We start from the raw sequence: 24,684 nt of genomic DNA, 5'->3' as shown, positions 1-24,684 counted from the left end.
CAACGGGTCTGCTTAAGATCATGCACAACACCCTGAAGACCAGGATTGTGATGACGACAGGAGCTTCAAATCTGGCGTTACAGCGCTTCGATTACCGAGAGTACCTGTCGCTCAATTTCATCCATATCGGGAATGACAGCCGGACTCATATCCAGTTCCACATGTTGTCTGATCAAGGATTGTGGCTCATCCAGTTCTGGATTGACCGGTACCACATTGTCGGCGCTGACCCTGACCAGTGATGGTATGGCATGAACAGCCATACCGATATGGGAGATTCGATCATGCTCGCCAAGAGCATTGAGGATCAGGATCCTGCCCCGGTAGCCGGGCTCCACCACGGGTTCACCCAGCAGCCCTTCATAGGAGACCACCGGAATCATCACTCCGCGCCAGGCCAGGTGGCCGAGGAACCACTCGGGCAACTCGTCACCGGCATACTCGGGCGGCTGATAACCCATAACCTCAGCGACTGTCGCATTCGGCAGCAGAATCTGACGCTTATGCAGAGGGATGAGAACGCTTCTGACCTCTTTGACTACCGCTTGGCTCATTGTCTATTTTCCGTCAGAACTTCGTTGATATTCTCCAACAACTCGCTCTCCTGGTAGGGTTTACCGAGACAGCGCTTGACCCCCAGGTCCATCGCCCGCTGCCTGTGTTTATCTCCCACCCTTGAGGAGATCATGATGATCGGCAACCCATAATAATCCACAGAGTTGTTGATGTGTCTCGCAAGTTCAAAGCCATCCATACGTGGCATCTCGATATCGAGCAACATAATATCCGGTACCTGCTCCTGTAACAGCGCCACCGCTTCAACACCATCCTTTGCGGTGACCACATCCATATCGTGGCGCTCAAGTAAGCGGCTGGTAACTTTACGTACTGTAATGGAGTCATCCACCACCATGACCCGGAGACGCTCTTCCAGTTTTTTCTGTTCAGTCTCAGGCCTCATGATCGGTGCCGCATGGGTAGCATCCATACGCACCAGAGCAGCCAGATCGAGAATCAGGGCAACTCGGCCATCGGCGAGAATCGTACCGCCGGTTATCCAGCGTACACTGCCAACCTGCTTACCCAGGTTTTTCACAACAACCTGTCGGCTACCCAGCAGATCATCAACCTGCAGAGCCACCTGATGTTCACCGGTTTGCAACAGCAGCAGGGGTAACCAACGCATGCCTTCATGAATCTCATGCTGACCTGTACCCATCATCCGGCCGAGATAGCTCACCTTGTACTGCTTGCCACCGTAATCGAAACTCTCCTGCTTACCCTCGTAACAGCGCAGAATCTCATCACGCCGGATTCGCACCACGCCACTGATACTGCCATGAGGGATGGCGTAGATCTCTTCACCCGTCCTGATCAACAGAGCATCGGTAATCGCCAGGGTCAAAGGCAGGCGGATGATGAAACTGGTGCCCCGACCGGGTTGAGAGTCGATCTCAAGGGAACCACCGAGCTGCTTCACCTCACTGGTCACCACGTCGAGACCCACACCACGTCCGGAGATCTGGGTGACCTCTTTGGCGGTACTGAAACCGGGCAGCAGCACACACTGGATCAGATCGTCATCACTGATCTCCACATCGGCATTGATCATGCCCTGCTCAAGCGCCCGTTTACGAATTGCTTCGATGTCCAGACCTTTACCATCATCGGAGAGGGTAATCAGGACATCGGTCGCCTCACGGTCGAGATAGAGGGAGATTCGGCCGGTACCCTGCTTGCCATCGGCAAGACGCTGGTCCGGTGGCTCGATACCATGGGAAACGGAGTTACGCAGTAGATGCTCCAGTACCGGCACCATGCGGTTCAGGATACTGCGATCCAACTCTCCCTCAATACCAAAGCACTCCAGATTGGCTTTTTTATTCAACTGCCCTGCGGTCTGCCTGACAAGCCGCTGCATCCTGGGTACCAGTGTTGCAAAAGGCACCATCCGGGTACGCAACAGGCCATCCTGCAGATCGGTGGATATTCTGGACTGCTGTAACAACAGGGTATCGGTCTCGCGCTGCAGATCGCGTAGTGATTCATTGATGTTGCCCAGATCGTTTACCGTCTCCACCAGAGCTCTGGAGAGCTGCTGCATGGTGGAGAACCGATCCAGTTCCAGGGGATCGAACTCGGTCCGGCCCTGATCCTCTTTTTCGGTCTCCCGCTCCCAGCGATAGAGAATCTGCGCCTCTGTTTCGATCTCCAGATTTCGCAATTGTGTGTAGAGACGGGAGACAGTCTGTTCAAGCTCAGAGAGGTTGAAGCCCAATACACTGTTCTGCTGTTCCAGACGGGCGCGATAGATACTCACCTCACCCGCATGGTTGACCAGCCGGTCCATCAGGTCCGCATTGACCCGGACCTGCTCTTTGTTTGGCTTAAAACCGGCTTTCTCTTTCTCCTGTTCCTGCTCCGGATTGAGCAGTTTGGCAATCTCTTCGTTGAATGGCAGTACCTGTGCGGTCGGCTGTTCCGGTTCTGGCTCTTCCGCCAGGATGCTACTCTCGGAAACCTCCTGTATGGTCTCAACCATGTCGCCATGGGCGGGCGGCATCTCCCCACCCAGCAGGTTGTGCAGCTGTTCGACCTGAACATCGGAGGCGGGCACCTTGCCGGTCTTGGCAATGGTGTCGACCTGGAATGCCAAGTGGTCAATACTGTGACGCAGGGCTTCGGTGACTGGATCGATTGGATCGATCTCACCTTCCGCCAAGGCGGTCATCACCGATTCCACCGCATGACTCAGATCACCGATCGGCATGATACCGGCGAGTCGGGCACTGCCTTTCAGGGTATGCAGATTTCGCTGCATGCCATCGATCGCTTCCTGATCATCCAGTTTATCAAGCCACTGCAGGAAGCGGGCTTCCACCTCCTCCATAAACTCTTTTGCCTCTTCGATGAAGATCTGGATCAGCTCCTCATCTTCTCCCACATCCAGCAGGACTTCATCATGCATCATGAGGAAGGATTCATCCGGTTGCATCAACGCTTCCTCTGAAACGTCTTCCACACCCACATCCAACTCGGAGGCATCAATCTGAATATCATCCAGATCTTCAACATCCTGCTGTGGTGCGGGCTCGGACTCTGCCTCAACAGCCTCTTCAGCTTGCTGCTGTTGAAGCTCTTCAAGCTCCTCAAGTTCTTCCTTAAGGTCAGGATCGATCAGATCCTCAACCTCACCCTCCTCTTCAATCCCCTTATCGATCAGTGTCTGGATTTCCGCGATCAGAGAATCTGCCCGGTGTACCTGATTAGAGGTCTCTGCATCATCGGTTTGGGTGGCCAGAAGATCGAGGGTGGATCGGGAGAGGCCCATCACCTGATCATCCGCAGGAATGTGCCCTCTGATAACGCCATTCAGCAATGACTCCATTGCATGACTGAGATCACCAACCGGTTCGATACCCGCCAGACGGGAGCTGCCCTTTACCGTATGCAAGGCACGCAGAATGGCATCCAGATGTTGATGATCCGAGGGTTCATTTGCCCATTTCTGAAACTGCTCTTCCAGGGATTCGAGCAGCTCTTTCGACTCCTCTACAAAGATATCAACCAGTTCGCGGTCTTCACTGACTTCGAACAGATCACCTTCATGGAGAAAACTCATCGGTTCTGCGTAGTAACTGCTCGCATCGAGCGCTTCGCTGCTGTCCAGCTCGCTCGGATCCTGCTCTTCCACCACCTCTTCGAGTGCACTTTGCAGTTCAAGCTCCTGAAGATGCTCATCCTCTTCCTGATCAGCCGGCTCGATTTCGAGTTCAGCATCAGGAAAGGCCTCGTCGGCGAGCTGCAGCTCTGCCTCAAGCACCTCATCATGCAACGCTTCCGCTTCCTCTTCAGCCTCACTGGTCTCTACTGAAGTAAAAGGATGCTCAAGATCGGTGAGTAGTTGTGTTGAAACCGGCACTCTGCTAACGGTTGCCGCATCTTCAACCTGGGTCGCGAGGAAATCGAACGCCTGCCGAACCAGGTCCTGTACCCGCTGATCTGCGGTTTTGTTTTCCCTCAACAGACTCTCGAAAAGATCCTCAAGGGCATGACTCAGATCACCGATGGGATTGATACCGGCAAGCCTGGAGCTGCCTTTCAGGGTATGCAGCGTGCGTTTGATGCCATCGACCACAGTCTCATCATTGAGCGACTTCTGCCAGTCGTTATAACCCTGCTCAAGCGCCTCGAGTAACTCACGGCCCTCTTCAATGAAGATCTCCAGCAGCTCTTCGTCACCTTCCACATCAAAATAGTCTGTGGATTGCAGATAGCTGGTTGACTCGTAAAAACCGGAATCCTGACCCTTCTCTTGCGCCAACAAGCCGGAATCGATCTCGTTCGCCTCGAGTTCTTCCAGAATCAAATCGGAAGCAAGATCGATCGATTCTTCATCAGTCAGGCCGATCTCTTCGATCGCCTCGATCTGCAGTTCTTCCTCCAGTGCCGAGGCCTCATCCGGGGTGATCGCCTCTTCTTCGCTGATGCCCTCTTCAGTCATCAACGGTTCGGCTTCCGCTACATCCTCTTCACTCTCTTCAATCTCCTGCAGCGCTTCATTCAGGCCCTGCAGAAAGGTTTCAACATGCGGCTCAGGCAGATTTTCGTCCGGCAGCAATTCCAGCAGTTGGCGGATATAGCCAACACTACCGTCCACCAGATCAACCACTTTGGACTCGGCCGGGATCTGATTTTCATGAACGGCTCTGACGTAATCTTCCATCGCTTCACTGAGCATGGCGATTGGCGTGATACCGGCCATGTGTGCACTGCCATGCAAAGTGTGGCAGGCCCGGACTACCTCTTCAGGCAACAACATGGGCGGAGAGATGCCCTTGGCCTGCTTGAGAAATATTTCTATCTCCTGCAGGTGCTCCTCTGACTCTTCAGCGAAAACCTCCAGCAGTTCGGTGTCGATCTCGATCTCAAGATCCGAATCGGTAAACTCAGCCTCCGCTTCGGCGACAGAAGTCCCTTCAAGCATCGCCTCACCCAGGGCGGCGACTTCATCGTCACTGACTTCAGGCGGCTGTTGAACTTCGGGCTCATCCAGTGACGCCACATCGAGCGCTGTCGCATCCTCTTCCCCAGCCTCGCGTTCAGCCGTTTCGGCTGGCAAATCCTCCACTTCGGATTCAATTTCCTCAGCAGCTGTTTCGAGGGCTTCAACCTCAAACTCGTCCTCTGTCGCTGCCGTGCTGTCGGCAGGTTGCTGTTGTGCTTCGCTTACAACCGGTTCCGCAGGCTGTTCGATCGGGCGACCCTCAGACAGGGCATGAGCATGACTCTGCAGCAGTTCCACATCTACCGCAGGACTGACACCCTGTTCCTGGGACTCGATCAGTATCGGTAAGGCTTCGGTCACCTGATTGAGCAGTTCCATCATCTCAGGTGAAACCTTGATCGTTTCGTCGATCAGCCGGTTCAGCATGTTCTCCACAGACCAGGCGAGTTCACCAATCACCTTGGCACCAACAAGCCGGCCACTGCCTTTCAGGGTATGGAATGAACGACGGAAGATGGTCAGTGCGTCACGGTCAGCCTGATCATGTTGCCAGCGGGGCAGATAGGTCTGAATATTTTCAAGCTCTTCTCTGGCCTCTTCGATGAAGATTTCCAGAATTTCCGGATCGATATCCTCCAGCATCGGCTTGTCTGCAGCCGCAATCTCTTCATCCTGAAACGGCTCAGGCTCTGCTTTGGACTCAGACTCTGAGGTATCTTCTGTGGAAGCGAGAATTTCCACTTCCGGCTGAGGGGGTTCGATCTGCAGGCTACTGGCACCAAACTCGAGATCGGATATCTCTTCCTCTTCAAGATCGTAGCCTTCAGCATGATCGGCAGACTCATCCAGATTGATGGGTTCTACCGGCTCCACATATTCGTTCACTTCAGCCTTGCCATCGCTCATCAGATCATTCAGCGAGGCTTGCGCGATGGCGAGAATCTCGCGACGATCGCCAGCTCCATCCACTAATGTTTCCAGGTAGTATTCGATACTACTGACCACGTCAGCCAGGGAGTTCAGCTGTTGTCTGTTCGGCGGTGCGGAGGCTTCGATCAACTGATTTTTGATGATCGCACCGGTTTGCGACATCAATTCTGCCGCTTCCCTCAGATTGAGCATCTGCAGCACGCCTTCGACACGTCGGAAGCCCTGACGAACCGGCTCCAATACTGAGGTATCGTCGGTTGCCTCAGTGAAACTGATGATGGTCTCTTTCGCCCGCGCAATCTCAACCTTGGCTTCACGCACGGTCTGCTTGATCAGATTCTGGTACTCACCTTCAGGCAGGCTGTCTCCCAGTGTGTTTTCATCAATGGTTTCCGCCGCACCTGGCTGAAAGGTATGCAGGGTACTGAGCGAGGACTCCACATAGAGGATATCCCCCGCCATCTCCATCAACTCAAACTCTTCCGGTAAAACACCCTGTTCGACGAAGGTTTTGACCTTGTCTGCCTGCCGGTTGAGTCGGGAGCGCAAGGCACCCTGACCGATCATGCCAAGGGTATCCGCCAGTTTGCGGGTTGGCGCTTCGAGATGACCGAGCATCTCCATATCCGCCTTTTCATCACGCATGAACAGATCGAGAATATCCTTAATCCGGGTCAGCTCGCTGCTCACCGCATCCTTGATCGATTCCGCCAGTTCCGCATTCGAACCTGTCAACCCGAGCCGGCCCTGATTGAGCTGGTCTTCGGAAGGCATCACCGCATCGAGATTGTAGGCCTGTTTGATCTCCAGAATCAGAGGATCTTGCGAGTTCGACCTGGCAATGTAATAGAGCAGGTTTTTCAACAGCGCCGACGGCGGTTCATCCACTAAGCTCTGCTCACCATTGTCGATGATGATCTTCATCTTCCGGTCGAGCCGACTGAACAGCTGCTTCACGGCAATACCCGGTGCAATGGTATTGTCGATCAAACCATGCATCAGTCCCTCTGCCACCCAGAACAGATGCTGCACCGACTCGGTGCCCGCACTCTTATGGATGGTGGTAAATACGTCCCGCAACAGTGGCCAGCCGTGTACGGTATCCCGTTTGCGATACCAGCTCAGCAGCCCCAGATGGAACTTCTGCCTGACCTGTCGCACCAGCGCCGGAAGATCCTTGTTGACTTCATCGGCGCTGGATTCGGTATCGATTTCCGGTTTGAACAGCGCCGCTTCGGAGAGCAATGGCGCATCCCGCACCGCACGCAGATCGTTGAGCAGCGGCAGAATGATCAGCGGAATATCCGCATCACCGCCTTGCAGCTTCTCGAGATAATCGGGCAGCTGAATCAACGCCAGCATCAATGCCTCGGCGGCATCCTCCTCCTGCCGGACGATGCCTTCCGACATGTCCCGCACCACCAGCTCCATCTCCTCTGCGAGCATACTGGGGCCGTAGACCTGGACCATCTGTAGAACCCGGGCAATCTGGTGCAGATGATCACCGCAGGTGGCGAGTGATTCGTTATCACCGGGAGTCTCCACATAGGATTCCAGCGCTTGGCGCGCATGACGAATCGAAACATCCAATTCGTCTTTTACCCAATTCAGGGCGCCAAAGTCTTGCGCATTACTCATATGCGTTGCACTCCTGTCTGGAGACCGCGTCGGCTCTCGATCATGCTTGTCATCATGCCTTATGGGTTGCCTTCAGGGGATCAGGCTGGCAGACGGAAACCGGCAACCGACTTTTGCAGCTGATCCGATAGATCGGCCAAGGCCCCGATGGAGTTCGCGGTCTGATGCGTACCCTCGGACGTCTGATTGGTGATCTCCTGAATGACACTCATGGTATCTTTTACATTGACCGCCTGGTCAGACTGGGTCTGAGCGGAGGTAGCGATTTTACCGGTGAGATCAGCGATATATTGAGATACGCTCTCGATCTCTTTCAGCGCTTCACCCGCGTCTTCCGCCAGGGTAGCCCCCTTGACCACACCTGAAGTACTGGCTTCCATGGAGGTCACCGCTTCGTTGGTATCCGCCTGAATGGTTTTTACCAGTGCTTCGATCTGTTTGGTGGCGTTGATTGAACGCTCCGCAAGACGCTGTACCTCGTCCGCAACCACCGCAAAACCGCGCCCTGCCTCACCCGCCATGGCGGCCTGCATGGCTGCGTTCAAGGCGAGGATATTGGTCTGATCCGCGATGTCGTCGATCAGCTCAACGATGTCACCGATCTCCTGGGAACTCTCACCGAGTCGTTTGATTCGCTTCGAAGTTTCCTGAATCTGTTCACGGATGTTATCCATACCGGCGATGGTGTTGCGCACCGTCTCGGCACCGGTGCCGGCGATCTCAACCGAACGTTTGGCAACTTCAGCCGACTCGGTCGCATCCTGGGACATCTGATCGATTGCGCCGGTCATCTCACCGATGGAACCATTCGCCTGGGTGATCTGTTCCGCCTGATGCTCACTCGCTTCAGCAAGGTGCATCGCGGTTGCCCGACTCTCCTGGGTCGCGCTGGAGACCTGGTCCGAGGTTGTATTGATGGTGGTAACCAGTTCGCGAAGCGCCTCGATGGCGTAGTTGATCGAGTCTGCAATGGCGCCGGTAATGTCTTCTGTCACACTGGCGGTCACGGTCAGGTCACCATCCGCCAGGTCACCCATCTCATCCAGCAGCTGCAGGATCGCCTTCTGGTTGTTCTCATTCTGCTGCTTACTTGCCAACTCACGACGCTGCGCATCGACAACCAGTTGCATACCGAGCAGTACCAGGAAGAGTAAGGCGGCGCCACCGAACACGGCGATCATGCCGGGACCCGCTTTGATGCCAAGCACGGCAAAACGCCCAGGCGACTTACCGTAAGCGGCAATCAGGGTTTCAGCTGCATCACTGGCTTGATCCGATGAGGCATTGACCATGGAGGCAGCTTCCAGTGCCGGCAGTACATCCGGGATATTCTGAATAATCTCGGTGGCATTATCTTGAATGGTGGTAAACAGGGTGGCTACGTCATCCAGTCGCTGCGAGGCGATCTTGTCCTTAACTTTGGAGATACCCATCTCTGAGTCGCCGTTTTTCAACCCCTCAAGGATTCGGCCAAACAGATCCGCGTCTCGGCTGAACTGATCGATCGCAGCGGCGGTTTTCTGCCCCCCGTCCAGGACCTGGTTGACGTTGGAGTTGATACGCTGGATCAACATCTCCTGTTCGGTGGCGATATAGACCTGGCGTCTGGGCGCATTACTGTTGATCAGCACTTCGGCCAGCTCTTCCGACAGCTCCTGAAGCTGCGGAACAAATTCGGAAATGATGGCAGAGAACTCATCGATTGCCAGAATGTTCTCCTGGGCTTTGAGAATTTCATCAATATTGCTGCGCAGTGCCAGCCATTTATTCTCGAGATCGCCCAATTCGGTCTTCACTTCATCCGGAGATCCGGGCAGATCGCTGGCTGCGCCACCCCCGTTCTTCAGCTCCCACATGATGTTCTCAAACCGATCACGGCTCTTTTGCAGAGGCTTGAATGATTCAAGCTCACCTCGAGCTGCCGAGAGGGCGTATTTCGCAATACGTTGTGCAAGTACCTGCTGCTCTGCAGCACGGATCAGATACTGTTCGTCGTAGGACTCCTGCTGGGTTGTGTGCAAGAAGGTCACCAGTGCCAGGATAAGAGACACCAGCACCAAAACAGCCAAAATGGTGATGACCTTATTTGAGGGCAGGGTACCGCCCACGCGTTTGCCTTTCATTCTTCTTTCTCCCGAAAGCTTAAGCCCAAATCCTAAGTTCAGTAACTCTCATGGCATCAGGTTGCCGCGATCTGAAAAACCGGGTCATCGGCCAGCGCCTGCAGACTGAAGACCGGCCAAGCCATGCCGTCCTGATCAAATTCAAACTGAACATATTTTGTAAAATTTTCGCTAACCATCTGCACTTCTTTTGCAGTCTCTCTGGTGAAATGGCGCATACCGACCATCTCGCCTACCAGTACGCCACTCAAACCACTTCCAATGGTGAACACCAACACCCGGCTTCGGCGGGTTCGCCGGGTCTTCTCACCAATCAGAAACAGTTGTAGATCGATTACCGGTATCAGGGTGCCTCGCACATTGGCGACCCCCATCATCCAGGGTTTTGAACCGGGTACCGGTGTCAGTGCAGAGGGGTAATTGAGAATCTCTTTGACGCTGCTCAAAGGTGCAATAAAGCGACTGTCGCCCACATAGAACATCACCCCTTCCCAGTAACTCTGTATCAGCTCCTGCTGGGGTAGTCCTTTTGCATTGTCCCGGCTGCGTTGTTCCAGACTAGCGAGTAACTGGACAACCCCCTGGGGCGACTCTATAACGCTCTGTTGCATGGCGTCATTAGGCATTGATCAATGCCTTAATCTTGTTGAGAAGTTCCGCTGGAGAGACTGGCTTCACCATGTATTCATCGGCGCCCTGGCGCATTCCCCAGTTGATATCTGTCTGTTGATCTTTGGTGGTCACCATGATCACAGGAATATTAGCGGTGGAGTCGTCATTCTTTAACTGCCGGGTTGCCTGAAATCCATTCAGCACCGGCATCACCACATCCATCAGAATCAGATCAGGCAACTCCTTTTTCGCCATCTCCACCCCTTCCTGTCCATCACTGGCAACCAGAATCTGGTATCCCTGTTTGGTAAGAATTTTTTTGAAAACAACTACTTCGGTGGGCGAATCATCGACCACGAGAATCCTGCCCTTAGCCTCTCCGCTAACCGGGTGATTGCTCTCTTCTTCTTGCTCGCGACCCTTGCGAAATATATTTTTGATCATCGAATCTCTCTGCCCGTTGGTTCTAGTCCTTATCGGCTGACCACGGAATGTCTTTAAAACAAGCCTACATCCTTGCAGATTGCAGCCATCTCAAACCAAATCGCACCAATCAGTATATTAGGACTCGTTAATACTAAGCCGCAGTATTCACATATCGACGAATTGCACCTAACAGCTCATCCTTGGTAAACGGCTTCGTCAGATACTGCTCTGAACCCACAATCCTGCCCCGCGCACGGTCGAACAGGCCATCCTTACTGGATAGCATGATCACGGGAATATTCTTATACACATCATTATGTTTAATCAGTGCACAGGTCTGATAGCCATCAAGACGCGGCATCATGATATCGACGAAAATCACATCCGGATGATGGTCGGCGATCATCGCCAATGCCTCAAAACCATCCGTCGCCGTGGATACCTCACAGCCCGCCTTTTTCAATAGACTTTCGGCGGTACGCCGAATTGTCTTACTATCATCGATGACCATGACTCTGACACCAGAGATGTCCTTTTCAGTTTCATCACCACTCACGTTGAAATCCTCATGTCACGGGCATATACATAACAAACAATCACTCTCCCGGTACGACAGTTGTCAGTCCCCATAGCTGCCACAACTGCATACCACCCCGGTAATAGGCAATCTTATCTGCTGGGTAACCCACTTTTAACAAGCCCTTAATCGCCCGGGGAGATTGACCACATTCAGGACCATTACACCAGAGAACCAGGCTCTTGGCATTGCTAAAATCCCATTTCTCGGTTTTCTCTCCATCTCCCAGCAGGCCAAGCTCTTCCAGTTTCAGGGAAATCGCACCCACATCGACTCTTGGTCGTGCACCGAAGAGTAGTAACGCTTGCTCCATTTCAGCGGTCCCCGGCTTGCTCAGTTGTGTAAAAGGAAGATTGATGGAGCCGGGAATCGTGCCACGATTAAACCACTCAGCCGTGCGCGCATCAATTAACAGGCCGGTTTTATCTCTCAACTCTCCTTCCATGAAATCAAAAAGCTCTATCTCCCCGATGGTGGCGACCCGAGGATCAACCTGCATCGGTTGCAAGCAAAACGGCGGGCACTTGCGCGCCGTTTTGGCATAGTAGCCTTTGAGCTGATACTCGGGATCCTGTATCCGTTGCACCCGTATGGATCGACCTTCATGTATAACAAAAGTGAACGGTTTTTCAGACGACAACTTGACTGCAAGATCATCTCCCTGTTTGGCTTCTGCCGTCTCATCGGCAACGGCCACCAGCGGTGATAGCATCAGCAGGATTCGACATATCAGGTTAACACAGCGATTCATCACGTTACCTTCAGACTAAAATTGATCGAACGTTGGGGACATGGAGTGATTCTTGTAAAATTTTCCAAGCGGGTTGCATAGCTATTGATTTAAAAATCGATTCATAATTTTCTGCCTGATCTCATCGATCGAGGCTCCGCCTTTATACTCCTCATAGACCTCTTCCCTGGCCCGCCTGGGGAGTTTCTTATAAAAGGTGTAGCTACCCAGATAACGCGATTTCAAATCCTCTTCAAATGCAATTTGAGCTGCATTCTCGTCCGTTAAACCGTCCTGGTCTTGTTTCTCCTCTCCCTGCGTTGGTAATTTGGAATCGATCTTACTGGCCTCTGCAGATATCTCCGACAGATAATCGTCGTCCTGTGCGACTGCGGGTTGCACCAGCAAGCCGAGCATAGTCAGAAGAATCGCCGGATATTTCAAGCTTGCGCAGTCCAAATTTCCGAAACTGGTGGTTTGTGTCGCCATAGCAACACACCTCTCTAATAATCAGCAATGATTGACAACACTGCGCAAGTTTTTAATTTGATCTTATGTGCAGTGGCTCTCCTCCCTTTCGGTCAAATCCTTAACCCGATGTAGCGTTCGATTCTGTCGACGATTTTCACAATCTGTTCAGATCAACTTCAACTGCAAGCCTGCATGCCCCCAGCCAATCGGAACAATCTGTCTCCCGGATCTGAATACAACGCAGCTTCAGATCGTCAGACTGAAATCGTCAAACAGCATGGAACGCTACGCTAGATCTACCCCACAAAATAGCAAGACAACCTATTTGCATCAAGAATATACTTCCCAATTCATAAACTTAGGGGTCGAAACTAGCTGTTCCTCACAACATGTAAGTCCTTCTAGCGGCAAACCATTGAAAAACTTAAGGAGCTTGATTAACAATCCCCCCCAGCAAATAATGCAAGCTACACTTTTCCAGCGGACCAGTAGACACAGATGACGATTCAGCTTGGCGTGGTGATGGACCCCATAGAGACCATCAAAATAGAGAAAGACAGCACCTTCGCCATGTTGCTGGCAGCCCAGCGTCGCGGCTGGCAGATCCACTACCTGCAACAGCAGGACCTCTCGCTTCGGGAAGGGGTCTGTTGGGCAGAGTCCAGACAGTTGCAAGTTACTGACAATGCTGAAAACTGGTTTGAATTTGGCCAACGTCAGCAATTACCCCTGCATCACCTGGATGTGGTTCTGATGCGTAAGGATCCCCCCTTCGACATGGAATACATCTACACCACCTATCTACTGGAGCAGGCCGAGTCACAGGGCTGCCTGGTGGTCAACCGGCCAAACAGCTTGCGGGATGCCAATGAGAAGCTGTTTACCGCCTATTTCCCCGAATGCACGCCGGCCACGCTGGTCAGCCGCAAAGAAGCGGAGATCAGGGAGTTTCATCGTCAACACAAAGACATCATCGTTAAACCCCTGGGCGGCATGGGTGGCGCCTCCATCTTCCGCATCACTGAGCAGGACCCCAATCTCGGGGTGATTATCGAGACCCTGACACAGCACGGCAGCCAATTCGCCATGGCCCAACGCTTTATCCCTGAGATCAGCAAAGGCGATAAACGTATCCTGATGATCGATGGTGAACCGGTTCCTTATGCCTTGGCCAGAATTCCTGCGGCCGGCGAGACCAGAGGCAATCTGGCCGCTGGCGGCCGGGGTGAAGGGGTACCCCTGTCTGAACGGGACTTCTGGATTGCGCGTCAGGTTGCACCGCAACTCAAACAACGGGGCATTCTATTTGCCGGACTGGATGTGATCGGGGACTACCTGACGGAAATCAATGTCACCAGTCCCACCTGTATCCGGGAGCTGGACAAGATTTACGATCTGGATATCGCCTCAGATCTGATGGATGCGATAGCGGCTAGACTGAATAAATGATCTCCACCCATAATCACAATGACATGCTGGGCATCGGTCTGTTTGTCGCCACAGCGCTGCACGCCTTTATCATTCTCGGCATTACCTTCAAACCGTTTGACCCGAGCAAACCTGAATACCAACAACAGAGTCTTGAGGTCATGGTGGTCCGGCAACCCAAGCAGCAGCCGGAAGAGGATGAGCAGGCAGACTACCTGGCACAGGTTGCTCAGAGCGGCGGCGGTGAAAAAAGGGAGCAGGAAAAGCCACAAACGCCTGAACCTCCAGCACCTCCACAGGCCGCTCAGACACCCCCCGCATTGCAACAACCGGTGAGCCAGACCCAGCCACTGACGACAGAACAATCCGAACAGCAGGCACCGGTCGATAGCCGCATCGTAGAGCGACAACCCCTGCCCACGGCCAGCCAACTGTTGAACAGTAAGAACATGGAGATCGCCCGACTCACCGCTGAGCTGGAGAGAAAGTCTGAGGCCTACGCCAAGCTCCCCAAGCGCAAAGCGATCAGCGCCAGTACTAAAGAGTATAAATATGCCTCTTATCTCGATGCTTGGCGCCGCAAGGTTGAGCGGATCGGTAACCTCAACTACCCGGATCAAGCGAAGCGGGGCCGGCTATACGGCAACCTGGTGCTGCATGTTGCCGTTAAAGCGGACGGCAGTGTTGATCAGATCCGTGTATTGCACTCTTCGGGACATAAAATCCTTGATGATTCGGCGATACGCATCGTCCGTCTGGCAGCACCATTTTCACCCTTTCCCAATGAAATCCGCAAAGAGACTGACATCCTGGACATCACCCGGACCTGGCAATTTCTTCGCAGTGGCAAACTCAACGCAGAATAACAGTTGCAGCATTAAGCCAGCGATTGGATACTAGCACTATGTCTTCTAATCTGACCAACCACTTTCTCATCGCCATGCCGCAGCTTGAGGATCCGAATTTTTTCCATACGGTGACCTACATCTGCGAGCACTCCAACGATGGCGCCATGGGCATTGTCATCAATCGTCCCATGGAACTTCATCTGGCTGACATATTTGAACAGCTGAAGATCCCCATCGCCACCGAGAAAGTTTCTGAACAGTCAGTCTACATAGGTGGCCCGGTACAGAGTGATCGCGGATTCGTTCTGCACGACAGTAATTCAGAGTGGGCCTCCACCCTGAAAGTCACCCCGCAGATCAGTGTCACCACATCCTTGGATATCCTCGAGGCGATTGCCGCCGGCAAGGGTCCTGAGCAGAACCTGGTGGCACTCGGATATGCCAGCTGGGGAGCAGGCCAATTAGAGAGTGAGCTGGCACAGAATGCCTGGCTGAGCGGCCCTGCCGAAAGCGATATCATATTCAATCGAGCCAGCACGGAGCGTTGGCAGGCAGCAGCTGACCTGCTTGGTGTAGACTTGAACCTGCTGAGCGGCGATGCCGGACACGCCTGATCCAGAGAGAACCTCAGGTACTCTGCTGGGTTTCGATTTCGGTACGCGTAAAATCGGGGTGGCGGTAGGTCAGACCCTGACAGGTACGGCAACGCCGCTTGAAACCCTGGAGTTGGTCAATCACAAACCTGATTGGGTACGTATTGAACAGTTAATCAATGAGTGGCAACCTCAGGCTCTGGTGGTTGGCCTGCCGCTCGATGTGGATGATAGTGAAACCGATGCCACACAACCCGCATTGCGATTTTCACGACAGCTCGAAGGTCGTTTCCACCTGACCGTACATCTGGCAGATGAACGCTTCACCTCCTTCGAGGCCAGGGACAGGTTGGGACACCGGGCCAAGCGGCTCGAGGATTATGATGCCGTAGCGGCAAAACTGATATTGGAAACCTGGTTTAATGAGCGATAACACTACCTTCATGCAAGCCGACGGCGTGGAATCCCTGATCGATGTCATGGCAGGCAAAATCTGGACGCTGATCAATGACAAAGAGATATCCGACCCGCTGATGGTTGGCATACGAACCGGCGGCGTCTGGTTGGCGGAACGACTCCATCAGGAACTGGGATTGCGGGACCCCCTGGGCACACTCGACATCTCTTTTTATCGGGACGACTTCACCCGTATTGGTATGAACCCGGAGGTTCACCCATCCGATCTGCCGATCCCGGTGGATGACCGGCACATCATATTGGTCGATGATGTACTGCACACCGGCCGCACCATCAGAGCGGCACTGAATGAGATCTTCGACTATGGTCGACCCGCCTCGATCACCCTCGCCACCCTGGTCGACCGGAGTGGCCGGGAGCTGCCGATCCAGCCGGATGTGACCGGGCTGCACCCCAGCCTGGACCCGGATCAACACATCACCCTGATCGGCCCCGATCCGTTGGGTTTGATTCTCGGGGCAAAAACCAACCGCACCTCCCGAGGCGATGAGCAGGACAAGGACGCATGAGTCTGAGTAACAAAGCACTACAACTCGATGATGAGCAGCGACTGCTCCATTTCCTCACGATCGACGGACTCGACAGATCGATCCTGACTGAAATACTGGATACCGCAGAGGGATTTACCGGCGTCTCCGAACGAACCATAAAAAAGGTGCCACTTTGCCGAGGCAAGGTGGTCGCCAACCTGTTTTTCGAAAACAGCACTCGTACCCGTACCACCTTTGAGCTGGCGGCAAAAAGACTCTCCGCTGATGTACTCAATCTTAATATCAGCGCCTCGGCCACCTCCAAAGGTGAGACCCTGCTGGATACCCTGCGCAATCTGGAAGCGATGCATGTGGATATGTTTATTGTCCGCCACGCCACCAGTGGCGCAGCCCATTTCATCGCCCAGCACGCCGACCCTGGTGTCGGGGTAATCAATGCGGGAGACGGACGCCACGCCCATCCTACCCAGGCGATGCTGGATATGTTCACCATCCGTCGCCACAAAGGGGAGTTCGTCGGGCTTCGGGTAGCCATCGTGGGCGATATCCTTCACTCCCGGGTGGCCCGCTCCCAGATCCTGGCTCTGAATACCCTGGGCGTCTCCGAAGTCCGGGTGGTGGCGCCGCAAACCCTGCTGCCCTCCGATGCCCGCAGCCTGGGAGTACATGTCTACCACGATTTCGACGAAGGCATCAGAGATGTGGATGTGATCATCATGCTGCGACTGCAGAAAGAGCGGATGCAGGGCGCTCTACTCCCCTCCGAACATGAGTATTTCAGTCTCTACGGTCTCACCGAAAGGCGCCTCGCAATGGCTAAACCCGATGCCATCGTAATGCATCCGGGGCCGATCAACCGGGGTGTCGAAATGGATTCCAAAGTGGCGGATGGTTCAAAGTCCGTCATCCTGCAGCAGGTCAGCTATGGCATTGCGATCCGCATGGCGATCATCTCGATGGTGATCGGTACGCAAAACCTGCGTACCCAGGAGGTGGCCGTATGAAAAAGAAGAAAAAGGATATCTCGATTCGCAATGGCCGGGTCGTCGACCCGGCCAATGGCATCGATGAGGTTACCGACCTGCATATCTCAGCCGGCAAAGTCCTCGCCCTGGGTCAAGCGCCGGACAACTTTGAGCCTCATCTTGAAATCGATGCCAGTGGGCAGGTTGTCTGCCCGGGTCTGATCGACCTGAACGTGAATCTGCGGGAACCGGGCAATGAGCACAAAGCCACCATCGCCAGTGAAACCGCCTGTGCCGCCCGTAGCGGCGTCACCACCCTTTGCTGTACACCGGATACCCTACCGGTGATCGACACACCGGCCGTGGTAGGCCAAATACGCCACAAGGCACGCAAAGCCGGCTACTGCAGACTGCTGCCCCAGGGGGCACTGACGAAAAATCTCGGCGGCTCCCATTTGAGTGAAATGGCCGCTCTCAAAGCGGCCGGATGCATCGCGGTAACCAACTGCTATACCCCGCTGGCCAATACCCTGGTCCAGCGACGCGCCATGGAGTATGCCTCCACCTTCAACCTGTTGACCATCATTCGCCCGGAAGATCAGCACCTGTGTAACAACGGTTGTGCTCACGAAGGTAAGGTCGCTGACCGGCTTGGTCTGCCGGGGATACCGGAAGCGGCAGAAACCGTTGCCGTCGCCCGGGACCTGGCACTAGCCGAAACCACAGGTGCGGTAATCCATTTTCATGCCCTCTCCAGTGCCAGCGCGGCACGTACCATGGCCTGGGCGAAACGGGAAGGTCGCAAGGTCAGCGCCGATGTGGCCATCCACCAGCTGCATCTGACCGAACTCGACCTGGAGGGATTTGACAGCAATCGCCATGTCAGACCACCACTGCGTACCGACAGCGACCGGGACGGTCTGCGCAAAGCGGTGGCGGAGAATGTCATTCAAGCGATCTGTTCCGACCATCAGCCCCATGAAGCCGATGCCAAGTCCTCTCCCTTTCCAGATACCGAGCCGGGGATCTCCGGACTGGATACCCTGCTGCCTCTGACCCTGAAACTGGTTGAACAGGAAGTCATGGATTTAAGCAGTGCGATTGCCCGTCTCACCTGTGGCCCCGCCGATATTCTCGGTCTGCCACTGGGCCGCCTGACCCCAGGGTACGCTGCCGATATCTGCATCTATGACCCCCACAGACTGTGGCATGTATCAGCTGAGCAGATCCATAGTGCCGGTAAAAACACACCATTCACCGGCTGGGAAATGCCCGGCCGGGTCACCCATACACTGCTGAAAGGCCGACTGGTCTTTCGTGAAGAAACACTATGACCAAACCACATCATAATTCTGTATTTCTTGAAGAGGCTGAGATCATCAGCCATCAGGCCTTCGATGGGGATCAGTTCATCATGCGCCTGCTTGCCCCGCACTGCGCCGCCAAAGCCAAGCCTGGCAGTTTTGTCCATTTGACCTGTGATCCACAGCTGCCGATGAGGCGACCGATTTCGATCATGCGCAGCTCATACAATGAGGGCTGGATCGAGCTGCTCTATAAAAGAGTGGGTAGAGGCACCACTCTGCTCGCACAGCGCCAGCGTGGAGAAAAGATCAGTATACTTGGCCCGATCGGCACCCCCTTCAAAGCAACCCCCGGACAGAGCCGTCCGTTGCTGATCGGTGGCGGCGTGGGGATGCCGCCGATGATTTTCCTTGCTGAAAGCATGCGACAGGAGAGCGATAAACAGCCGTTTGTCATCCTCGGTTCCGAAGTCCCTTTCCCGTTCAAGCCAACCCCATCGAAAATCTTGATCCCCGGCATCCCTGAGGGGGTAATCGCCAGCATGCCGCTGCTGGATGACTGGGGTATCGGAAACCGGCTGGCGAGCCAGCAGGAGTTCAGTGGTTGCTTTCAGGGCTATGTCACCGAACTGGCTCAGCTATGGTTCAGAAACCTCGACCGGGAGACCCGCTCTCAAGTCGAGATCTTTGCCTGTGGTCCACACCCGATGCTGGAGGCCGTTGCCGCCATGGCCAGTGAATGGCAGGTACCCTGCCAGGTCTCCCTGGAGGAGTTTATGGCTTGCGGTATTGGCGGTTGTGCCGGTTGTGTAGTGGAAGTACAAACAGCCGATGGGCCGGCGATGAAGCGGGTCTGTGTCGATGGACCGGTTTTTGAAGCGGCGAGCGTGTTCAACTGAAGAGATCGATAGGATGGCGCCGCTGCAAGCTGAGACCGGGGGGAAGATGCCCCCGGCGGTCAGCTGAAGGGTGTTTAATCAGAAGCGGTGCAGATAGCCGATATTGATTGAATCAATCTTGTAATCCACATTGTGCAGATCTCCGTCGGCATAGCGCATCGCCTCCAGGGTAATTGCATTGCGTTCATTGCCATACAGCTCCAACCCCAGACCGAAGGCCGGCGCTATATCGTCATCGCCCTTGAATCTCGGTACATCACCCGCAAAATAGGTGATACCTACCATCGCATAGGCGCGGGCGCGATCATCGAACAGATAGAGATTACCTCTGGCGAACATACTGCCCATGTAATCGATCTGGTAGGTGGTACCATCAACGCTATCGCCACTGAAGATGCCAAAATGCCCCTCAACCGCGAAATATTTGAAAAACTCGCGACCACCCCTGGCGATCAGGCCGGTGCCCCGGAAGTCGGTATTGGAGTCATCTTCCTTATACTGAGGGGAAGCAAGAATCACCCCGAAGTAGTTGTTTCCCTCAATACCTGAGCCATCAGCAAATATTTCCGCCTGTGCGAGAGCGGATGAGATCAGCAAGCCAATGGCAACAATATAACTGGTAACTCTCATTAACTTTTCTCCGTAAGTCACATAGATACTTATTTTTTCCAACTATAGTCTAGCTGTTCGGCATCACAAGCGCCATGCTCTTTAAACTGCGACATCGGTCGGAATAAACGCCCACAACAGGAAATAAACTCTGATTAACTGAATATTGCCCAGATTTCATATCCGCCAACCTTTTTTTCGCGCTTTGTTGCTCCAGACCCAGACATAAGCGGCACCACTGATCAAGGTCGTCAGGCCGGTTCCCCAGATCAGCCACTCGATCAGCGGGTCCGGTAGTGGAAACGGCCCGGCATCGGTAACCACCAGCAACACCAGCATGATCTGCAGCAGGGTATTCAGTTTGCTGATCAGACTCGGATCCGCATCTACCTCTTCCACGCTGAAGTTATAGTAGAGTGCGCCACCGACAATGGTCAGGTCACGAAAGATCACCAGCAGCACCAGCCAGATCGGGATCAGCCCCTGCCCGCCAAGTACCAGGAAAGAGCTCATCAGTAGTGCTTTATCGGCAAGCGGGTCCAATAATCCACCCAAATAGCTCTGCCAACCAAAACGTTTCGCCAGATAGCCATCCAGACCATCCGAAAAACCAGCGACCGCAAACAGGATCAGGGCTTGGGAAAATTGCTGCTCCAGCAGCAGCCAGACAATCGGCAAGGTCAGCAGGATCCGCAGAATACTGATCAGATTGGGTATATCTCGAAGCTGCATAGCGATAGATTGATTGGTTAGCGCAGCCGGTAATCCAGCCCCTCTCCATCCACCGACGCCTCACTGATCTCTGGCTGATCCGGATCCGGACTCACCTGCATGACCATCGGTTCGAGCACTGAACCCAACTGAATTCCCCTCACCAGGGCATCACGCCCCCCATGCACCCTGAGCAGAAAGCTCACCTGCTCCGGATTCGCCGCCAACAGATCGACGTTGTCGATCATCGCCAATGAACGCAGGTAATCCTGAACCAGGGCATAATCGGCGAGCTGGGTGAGACCATGGACCCTAAATCTGAGACTGGATATACCCTGACTCACCTGTTGCGGTGCAAATCTGAGCGCCAAGGCATCAACCGCCTGCTCCATCCCCTCTTTCGCAACCGCGGCTCTGGTTTCGGCATAGCTTTGCCAGCGGTTGATTTTATCGGGCAGATAGAGAATCCACTCTCCCCGCCAACTACCCTGACCACGATAGGAGAGTCGACCGACCAGAATCACATCCGGCAGATAACGATCGGAGGCACGTCGGATATTCTCTTCAAAGCCGCCCCACAGATCACTGACCTGAACCGCCCTTTGATCCTCGATATCCATCAGCGGCCAGACCAGGGGCAAGCCCCGGGCATCGGCGGTCTGAGTGAGCTGCTGCTTCAAGGAAGGCGCTCTGTCAGGGGAGATCAGGGACCTTCGCGCTCCCTCTTCCTGTCCCAGCCAGAGCAGCATTGAGGGACGGGTCTCCCCCCACACGGGAACACCGCTCTCCCGTAGCAGGCGGTTGACCGCTCGGGCATCGAATCTCGCCCATAGAAGCCGATCCGGCACCTCTTCCTCAACCCCTTCAGGTGGGTTAGGCAGTGGTTTGTAACGATATTGCTGAACCAATCTGGAGCCCCGGTTGAGCAGTTGCCCCACCTGTGGATCATCAAGCAGGCCGCTGTCACCGCTGACTTTGACCAGTACACCGGCAAATGCCTCCCTGATGCCTTTCGAACGGGCCTCACCGCCCTGACCGAAGACCGCCACTTGAGCCTCATAGAGATTGGTTACGGCCTCCGCATGGACAACAGAGTAACTCCCCAGCAGCAAGGCCAGGAACAACCAGTTACAGATACGCGGTAGAGGAAATCGATTCATTTCAGATCACACATTCCCTGGGTTTACAAACAGGATCAACCCTTAACAACCCGGCATATTAACGCGCCTGGAAAAAAGATGAAAATTCAGCCATCACAAAGCTACCTGGTCAATGATCTTCTGATAGAATCCCGATCTGAATTTTTTGACAATCGGGAGTATCGTCTCGTGGCCCATGAGTCCAAGCCAAGCCAGCCAACCTCACTCAGTTACCGGGATGCCGGTGTGGACATCGATGCCGGGAATGAACTGGTCGAACGCATCAAACCGATCGTCAAACAGACCTTCCGTCCAGGCGTACTCAGCGGGCTGGGGGGATTCGGAGCACTGTTCGAGCTGCCGTTGGACAAATACCGGGAACCGGTTCTGGTATCGGGTACTGACGGGGTCGGCACCAAATTGAAACTTGCTCTGGAGATGAGCAAACATGACACCATCGGCATCGATCTGGTGGCGATGTGTGTCAATGATATTGTGGTCGCCGGGGCTGAACCACTGTTTTTCCTCGACTATTACGCGACCGGGAAACTCGAGATCGAGGTTGCCACCGACGTGGTCAGGGGGATCGCCAGGGGGTGCGAACTGGCCGGCGCCGCCCTGACAGGAGGTGAGACCGCAGAGATGCCCGGCATCTATGGCAGTGGTGACTACGACCTGGCAGGCTTCTGCGTGGGTATCGCGGAAAAGAGCCAGCTGATCGTGCCGGACAGGGTCAAAGCAGAGGATGTGCTGATCGGCCTTGCCTCATCCGGCCCCCACTCCAATGGTTATTCGTTGATCCGCAAGATTCTTGAGGTCAGTGAGGCCAGCCTGGACCAGCCATTGGCTGGAACCACTCTGGGTGAGGCGTTGCTGGAACCGACCAGAATCTACGTCAAATCCCTGCTGGCGCTGATGCAGAAGGTGGAAATTCATGCCCTGGCCCATATTACCGGTGGCGGTCTGCCTGAAAACCTGCCCCGGGTACTCCCGGCAGATTGCTGTGCCGTCATCGACAGCAGCAGCTGGACCCTGCCCCCGGTATTCGATTGGCTGCGTCAGCAGGGCAATCTGGCCTCGGATGAGATGCTCAGAACCTTCAACAGCGGCGTGGGGATGGTGGTCTGTGTCTCGGCAGATGATGCGGAAACCACGCTGGCACTACTCGATGAGTTGGGAGAAAACGCCTGGCAACTGGGTAGCATCGAACCCGCTGATACCCAGCGGCAGGGTGTGGTGATCAGCGGACCACTCGCATGACCAGCATTCAGCACCCGAAGGTTGTGGTGCTGATCTCCGGCAATGGCTCCAATCTGCAGGCGATCATCGATGCCAGCCAGCACGGCCTGCCAATCCAGATTGCCGCAGTTATCAGCAATCGTCCGGACGTGCACGGTCTGCAGCGGGCCTCATCAGCAGCCATTGAAACCGCAGTGCTTGACCACCAGGCCTTTGCCGACCGGGCAAGCTATGACCAGGCCCTGATCGAGCTGATCGACAGATACCAACCGGAACTGGTGGTGCTTGCCGGATTTATGCGTATTCTGACAACACCTTTCGTGCGCCACTATGCCGGGCGGCTGTTGAACATCCACCCCTCCCTGCTGCCCAAATACACAGGTCTGCATACCCATAAGCGGGTGCTCGAGGCGGGTGATCAGCTGCATGGGGTGAGCGTACACTTTGTCACAGAAGAGCTGGATGGGGGCCCACTGATTGCCCAGGCCCAGGTGGCCGTGCTACCGGAGGATGACCCACAGAGCCTGGCTGCACGGGTGCTTGAAAAGGAGCACCAGCTCTATCCACTGGTTGTCGGCTGGTTCGCACAAAAGCGGCTGCAACTCAACGAAACTGGAGAGGTCATTCTGAATAATGAAAAGCTTCTTCAACCTGTGGTCTTCGCACCACAGGACAAGATCCACTAAGCCAACCATGGCCCGGCATGCCTCCGTCCGAGCTGGGCTGCTGGGGGTGGTTCTGACCTGTTTCTTCAGTCTGAACGCCCTTGCCGATGATCTTTTGAAGCCATTTTCCGCAGAATTCACTGTACACAGAAACATCCTGCCCCTTGGGCGACTGACATTAAGCCTTAAACTGAAGCCGGACGGCTCCTATATCTACACCGCCCACAGCCAACCCAGCCTGTTGGCGAATCTTTTCAGCCGCAATGAAGTGACTGAAGAGAGCCAGGGGAGATACCTGGAGGGGAGGATCATTCCCCACCGCTACACCTACCGGGACGAGGATCAGCAGTCAGAAAACAGTGAGGTCAGTTTCGATTGGCAATCCGCGCTTGCCGCCACAACCAGCCAGGGTGTCACCTGGTCCCAGCCGATCGGGGATGCCACACAGGATAAACTTAGCCAGCAGTTACAGGTCAGGCTCCATCTGGCTCAGGGCAATCAACAGGTCAGCTATCAGGTGGCGGATGGCGGAAAAGTAAAAACCTATCATTTCCAGGTAGTTGGAGAAGAGACAGTGGCGTCGTCCAGTGACAGCTACCGCTGTCTGCGGGTGGAGCGAAGAAAAGGAGACGGCGAATCAGACTACACCATCTGGTTTGCCAGAGAGCTGGGTTATCTGCCGATAAAGATCGAGCGCAACCAGAACGGTAAGCTCTACCGGATGATGCTGGACAAGCTGCGTAACCCTGAGGGATCTCTGGCTGCGGAAAGCAGCTCCTGATCAGACTGAGGAGAGGAGAT

22 protein-coding genes are annotated in these 24,684 nt (G+C 54.5%); 11 read left to right on the top strand and 11 right to left on the bottom strand.

The genetic code is table 11. The features are described from left to right. Nucleotides 1-77: 77 nt before the first annotated feature. From AC4IE8_RS01675 to AC4IE8_RS01640, 8 genes are all read right to left on the bottom strand, one after another. A complete protein-coding gene (locus AC4IE8_RS01675) occupies nt 78-554 on the bottom strand; it encodes a chemotaxis protein CheW (RefSeq protein WP_068990576.1) in 477 nt (158 codons plus the stop codon). Further along, nucleotides 551-7,576: a hybrid sensor histidine kinase/response regulator gene (locus AC4IE8_RS01670; RefSeq protein ID WP_490790143.1), complete on the bottom strand. Its 7,026-nt coding sequence runs from the start codon at nt 7,574-7,576 to the stop codon at nt 551-553. The genes AC4IE8_RS01675 and AC4IE8_RS01670 overlap by 4 nt, the downstream gene beginning before the upstream one ends. 80 nt (nt 7,577-7,656) lie before the next feature. Beyond that, on the bottom strand, nt 7,657-9,699 hold the full coding sequence (locus AC4IE8_RS01665) for a methyl-accepting chemotaxis protein (protein ID WP_068990570.1): 2,043 nt from the start codon (nt 9,697-9,699) through the stop codon (nt 7,657-7,659). A gap of 56 nt (nt 9,700-9,755) precedes the next feature. After that, on the bottom strand, nt 9,756-10,325 hold the full coding sequence (locus AC4IE8_RS01660) for a chemotaxis protein CheW (protein ID WP_490790142.1): 570 nt from the start codon (nt 10,323-10,325) through the stop codon (nt 9,756-9,758). Continuing rightward, nucleotides 10,318-10,752, bottom strand: coding sequence for a response regulator (locus tag AC4IE8_RS01655; RefSeq protein ID WP_490790168.1), 435 nt, complete (start codon nt 10,750-10,752; stop codon nt 10,318-10,320). The genes AC4IE8_RS01660 and AC4IE8_RS01655 overlap by 8 nt, the downstream gene beginning before the upstream one ends. A 136-nt stretch (nt 10,753-10,888) precedes the next feature. Beyond that, nucleotides 10,889-11,248, bottom strand: a complete 360-nt coding sequence (pilG, locus tag AC4IE8_RS01650; protein WP_068991717.1) for a twitching motility response regulator PilG — start codon at nt 11,246-11,248, stop codon at nt 10,889-10,891. A gap of 85 nt (nt 11,249-11,333) precedes the next feature. After that, a complete protein-coding gene (locus AC4IE8_RS01645) occupies nt 11,334-12,065 on the bottom strand; it encodes a rhodanese-like domain-containing protein (protein ID WP_490790141.1) in 732 nt (243 codons plus the stop codon). An 81-nt stretch (nt 12,066-12,146) separates the two neighbouring features. Next, nucleotides 12,147-12,533, bottom strand: coding sequence for a hypothetical protein (locus tag AC4IE8_RS01640; protein ID WP_068990568.1), 387 nt, complete (start codon nt 12,531-12,533; stop codon nt 12,147-12,149). Nucleotides 12,534-13,013: 480 nt separating this feature from the next. On the opposite strand from AC4IE8_RS01640, the gene gshB reads away from it, so the two are divergent. From gshB to AC4IE8_RS01600, 8 genes are read left to right on the top strand one after another with little or no spacing between them, the layout of a single operon-like run. Beyond that, the gene (gene gshB / locus AC4IE8_RS01635; RefSeq protein ID WP_068990565.1) at nt 13,014-13,964 is read left to right on the top strand and encodes a glutathione synthase; all 951 of its coding nucleotides are present in this window, start codon (nt 13,014-13,016) and stop codon (nt 13,962-13,964) included. Continuing rightward, complete coding sequence (locus tag AC4IE8_RS01630; RefSeq protein WP_490790140.1) at nt 13,961-14,809, top strand: energy transducer TonB; 849 nt, start codon at nt 13,961-13,963, stop codon at nt 14,807-14,809. The genes gshB and AC4IE8_RS01630 overlap by 4 nt, the downstream gene beginning before the upstream one ends. 38 nt (nt 14,810-14,847) lie before the next feature. Further along, nucleotides 14,848-15,405: a YqgE/AlgH family protein gene (locus tag AC4IE8_RS01625; RefSeq protein WP_490790139.1), complete on the top strand. Its 558-nt coding sequence runs from the start codon at nt 14,848-14,850 to the stop codon at nt 15,403-15,405. Beyond that, entirely contained in the window at nt 15,389-15,817 is a 429-nt protein-coding gene (gene ruvX, locus AC4IE8_RS01620; RefSeq protein WP_068990553.1) for a Holliday junction resolvase RuvX, read from the top strand. The genes AC4IE8_RS01625 and ruvX overlap by 17 nt, the downstream gene beginning before the upstream one ends. Next, entirely contained in the window at nt 15,807-16,370 is a 564-nt protein-coding gene (gene pyrR / locus AC4IE8_RS01615) for a bifunctional pyr operon transcriptional regulator/uracil phosphoribosyltransferase PyrR (protein ID WP_068990550.1), read from the top strand. Before ruvX ends, pyrR begins: the two co-directional genes overlap by 11 nt. After that, on the top strand, nt 16,367-17,356 hold the full coding sequence (locus tag AC4IE8_RS01610) for an aspartate carbamoyltransferase catalytic subunit (RefSeq protein WP_068990545.1): 990 nt from the start codon (nt 16,367-16,369) through the stop codon (nt 17,354-17,356). Before pyrR ends, AC4IE8_RS01610 begins: the two co-directional genes overlap by 4 nt. Further along, entirely contained in the window at nt 17,353-18,651 is a 1,299-nt protein-coding gene (locus tag AC4IE8_RS01605) for a dihydroorotase (RefSeq protein ID WP_068990542.1), read from the top strand. Before AC4IE8_RS01610 ends, AC4IE8_RS01605 begins: the two co-directional genes overlap by 4 nt. Next, nucleotides 18,648-19,520: a dihydroorotate dehydrogenase electron transfer subunit gene (locus tag AC4IE8_RS01600; protein ID WP_068990539.1), complete on the top strand. Its 873-nt coding sequence runs from the start codon at nt 18,648-18,650 to the stop codon at nt 19,518-19,520. The genes AC4IE8_RS01605 and AC4IE8_RS01600 overlap by 4 nt, the downstream gene beginning before the upstream one ends. Before the next feature lie 78 nt (nt 19,521-19,598). Here the strand turns inward: AC4IE8_RS01600 and AC4IE8_RS01595 are convergent, their stop codons facing one another. The 3 genes from AC4IE8_RS01595 to AC4IE8_RS01585 form a co-directional block, all read right to left on the bottom strand. Further along, nucleotides 19,599-20,150, bottom strand: coding sequence for a porin family protein (locus AC4IE8_RS01595; RefSeq protein ID WP_068990537.1), 552 nt, complete (start codon nt 20,148-20,150; stop codon nt 19,599-19,601). A 156-nt stretch (nt 20,151-20,306) separates the two neighbouring features. Further along, complete coding sequence (locus tag AC4IE8_RS01590; protein WP_068990535.1) at nt 20,307-20,861, bottom strand: CDP-alcohol phosphatidyltransferase family protein; 555 nt, start codon at nt 20,859-20,861, stop codon at nt 20,307-20,309. Between the two features lie 17 nt (nt 20,862-20,878). Next, nucleotides 20,879-22,000, bottom strand: coding sequence for a DUF2066 domain-containing protein (locus AC4IE8_RS01585; protein ID WP_490790138.1), 1,122 nt, complete (start codon nt 21,998-22,000; stop codon nt 20,879-20,881). A gap of 168 nt (nt 22,001-22,168) precedes the next feature. Between AC4IE8_RS01585 and purM the strand changes: the two genes are divergently transcribed. From purM to AC4IE8_RS01570, 3 genes are read left to right on the top strand one after another with little or no spacing between them, the layout of a single operon-like run. After that, nucleotides 22,169-23,239 carry a phosphoribosylformylglycinamidine cyclo-ligase gene (gene purM, locus AC4IE8_RS01580; RefSeq protein WP_490790167.1) on the top strand — a complete coding sequence of 357 codons (1,071 nt, stop codon included), beginning with the start codon at nt 22,169-22,171 and terminating at the stop codon, nt 23,237-23,239. Continuing rightward, a complete protein-coding gene (purN, locus tag AC4IE8_RS01575) occupies nt 23,236-23,904 on the top strand; it encodes a phosphoribosylglycinamide formyltransferase (RefSeq protein ID WP_068990529.1) in 669 nt (222 codons plus the stop codon). Before purM ends, purN begins: the two co-directional genes overlap by 4 nt. Before the next feature lie 7 nt (nt 23,905-23,911). Next, nucleotides 23,912-24,664, top strand: a complete 753-nt coding sequence (locus AC4IE8_RS01570; protein WP_068990526.1) for a DUF3108 domain-containing protein — start codon at nt 23,912-23,914, stop codon at nt 24,662-24,664. Nucleotides 24,665-24,684: the final 20 nt, after the last annotated feature.

This window comes from Candidatus Thiodiazotropha sp. AKAK2 (genome assembly GCF_058244685.1).
This window is presented reverse-complemented; position numbering and strand designations above follow the sequence as displayed.

What these genes read in the sequence shown, in the direction of transcription:
- AC4IE8_RS01675 (WP_068990576.1), bottom strand. Translation starts at nt 554, where the DNA reads ATGAGCCAAGCGGTAGTCAAAGAGGTCAGAAGCGTTCTCATCCCTCTG.
- AC4IE8_RS01670 (WP_490790143.1), bottom strand. Translation starts at nt 7,576, where the DNA reads ATGAGTAATGCGCAAGACTTTGGCGCCCTGAATTGGGTAAAAGACGAA.
- AC4IE8_RS01665 (WP_068990570.1), bottom strand. Translation starts at nt 9,699, where the DNA reads ATGAAAGGCAAACGCGTGGGCGGTACCCTGCCCTCAAATAAGGTCATC.
- AC4IE8_RS01660 (WP_490790142.1), bottom strand. Translation starts at nt 10,325, where the DNA reads ATGCCTAATGACGCCATGCAACAGAGCGTTATAGAGTCGCCCCAGGGG.
- pilG (WP_068991717.1), bottom strand. Translation starts at nt 11,248, where the DNA reads ATGGTCATCGATGATAGTAAGACAATTCGGCGTACCGCCGAAAGTCTA.
- AC4IE8_RS01645 (WP_490790141.1), bottom strand. Translation starts at nt 12,065, where the DNA reads ATGAATCGCTGTGTTAACCTGATATGTCGAATCCTGCTGATGCTATCA.
- AC4IE8_RS01640 (WP_068990568.1), bottom strand. Translation starts at nt 12,533, where the DNA reads ATGGCGACACAAACCACCAGTTTCGGAAATTTGGACTGCGCAAGCTTG.
- gshB (WP_068990565.1), top strand. Translation starts at nt 13,014, where the DNA reads ATGACGATTCAGCTTGGCGTGGTGATGGACCCCATAGAGACCATCAAA.
- AC4IE8_RS01630 (WP_490790140.1), top strand. Translation starts at nt 13,961, where the DNA reads ATGATCTCCACCCATAATCACAATGACATGCTGGGCATCGGTCTGTTT.
- AC4IE8_RS01625 (WP_490790139.1), top strand. Translation starts at nt 14,848, where the DNA reads ATGTCTTCTAATCTGACCAACCACTTTCTCATCGCCATGCCGCAGCTT.
- ruvX (WP_068990553.1), top strand. Translation starts at nt 15,389, where the DNA reads ATGCCGGACACGCCTGATCCAGAGAGAACCTCAGGTACTCTGCTGGGT.
- pyrR (WP_068990550.1), top strand. Translation starts at nt 15,807, where the DNA reads ATGAGCGATAACACTACCTTCATGCAAGCCGACGGCGTGGAATCCCTG.
- AC4IE8_RS01610 (WP_068990545.1), top strand. Translation starts at nt 16,367, where the DNA reads ATGAGTCTGAGTAACAAAGCACTACAACTCGATGATGAGCAGCGACTG.
- AC4IE8_RS01605 (WP_068990542.1), top strand. Translation starts at nt 17,353, where the DNA reads ATGAAAAAGAAGAAAAAGGATATCTCGATTCGCAATGGCCGGGTCGTC.
- AC4IE8_RS01600 (WP_068990539.1), top strand. Translation starts at nt 18,648, where the DNA reads ATGACCAAACCACATCATAATTCTGTATTTCTTGAAGAGGCTGAGATC.
- AC4IE8_RS01595 (WP_068990537.1), bottom strand. Translation starts at nt 20,150, where the DNA reads ATGAGAGTTACCAGTTATATTGTTGCCATTGGCTTGCTGATCTCATCC.
- AC4IE8_RS01590 (WP_068990535.1), bottom strand. Translation starts at nt 20,861, where the DNA reads ATGCAGCTTCGAGATATACCCAATCTGATCAGTATTCTGCGGATCCTG.
- AC4IE8_RS01585 (WP_490790138.1), bottom strand. Translation starts at nt 22,000, where the DNA reads ATGAATCGATTTCCTCTACCGCGTATCTGTAACTGGTTGTTCCTGGCC.
- purN (WP_068990529.1), top strand. Translation starts at nt 23,236, where the DNA reads ATGACCAGCATTCAGCACCCGAAGGTTGTGGTGCTGATCTCCGGCAAT.
- AC4IE8_RS01570 (WP_068990526.1), top strand. Translation starts at nt 23,912, where the DNA reads ATGGCCCGGCATGCCTCCGTCCGAGCTGGGCTGCTGGGGGTGGTTCTG.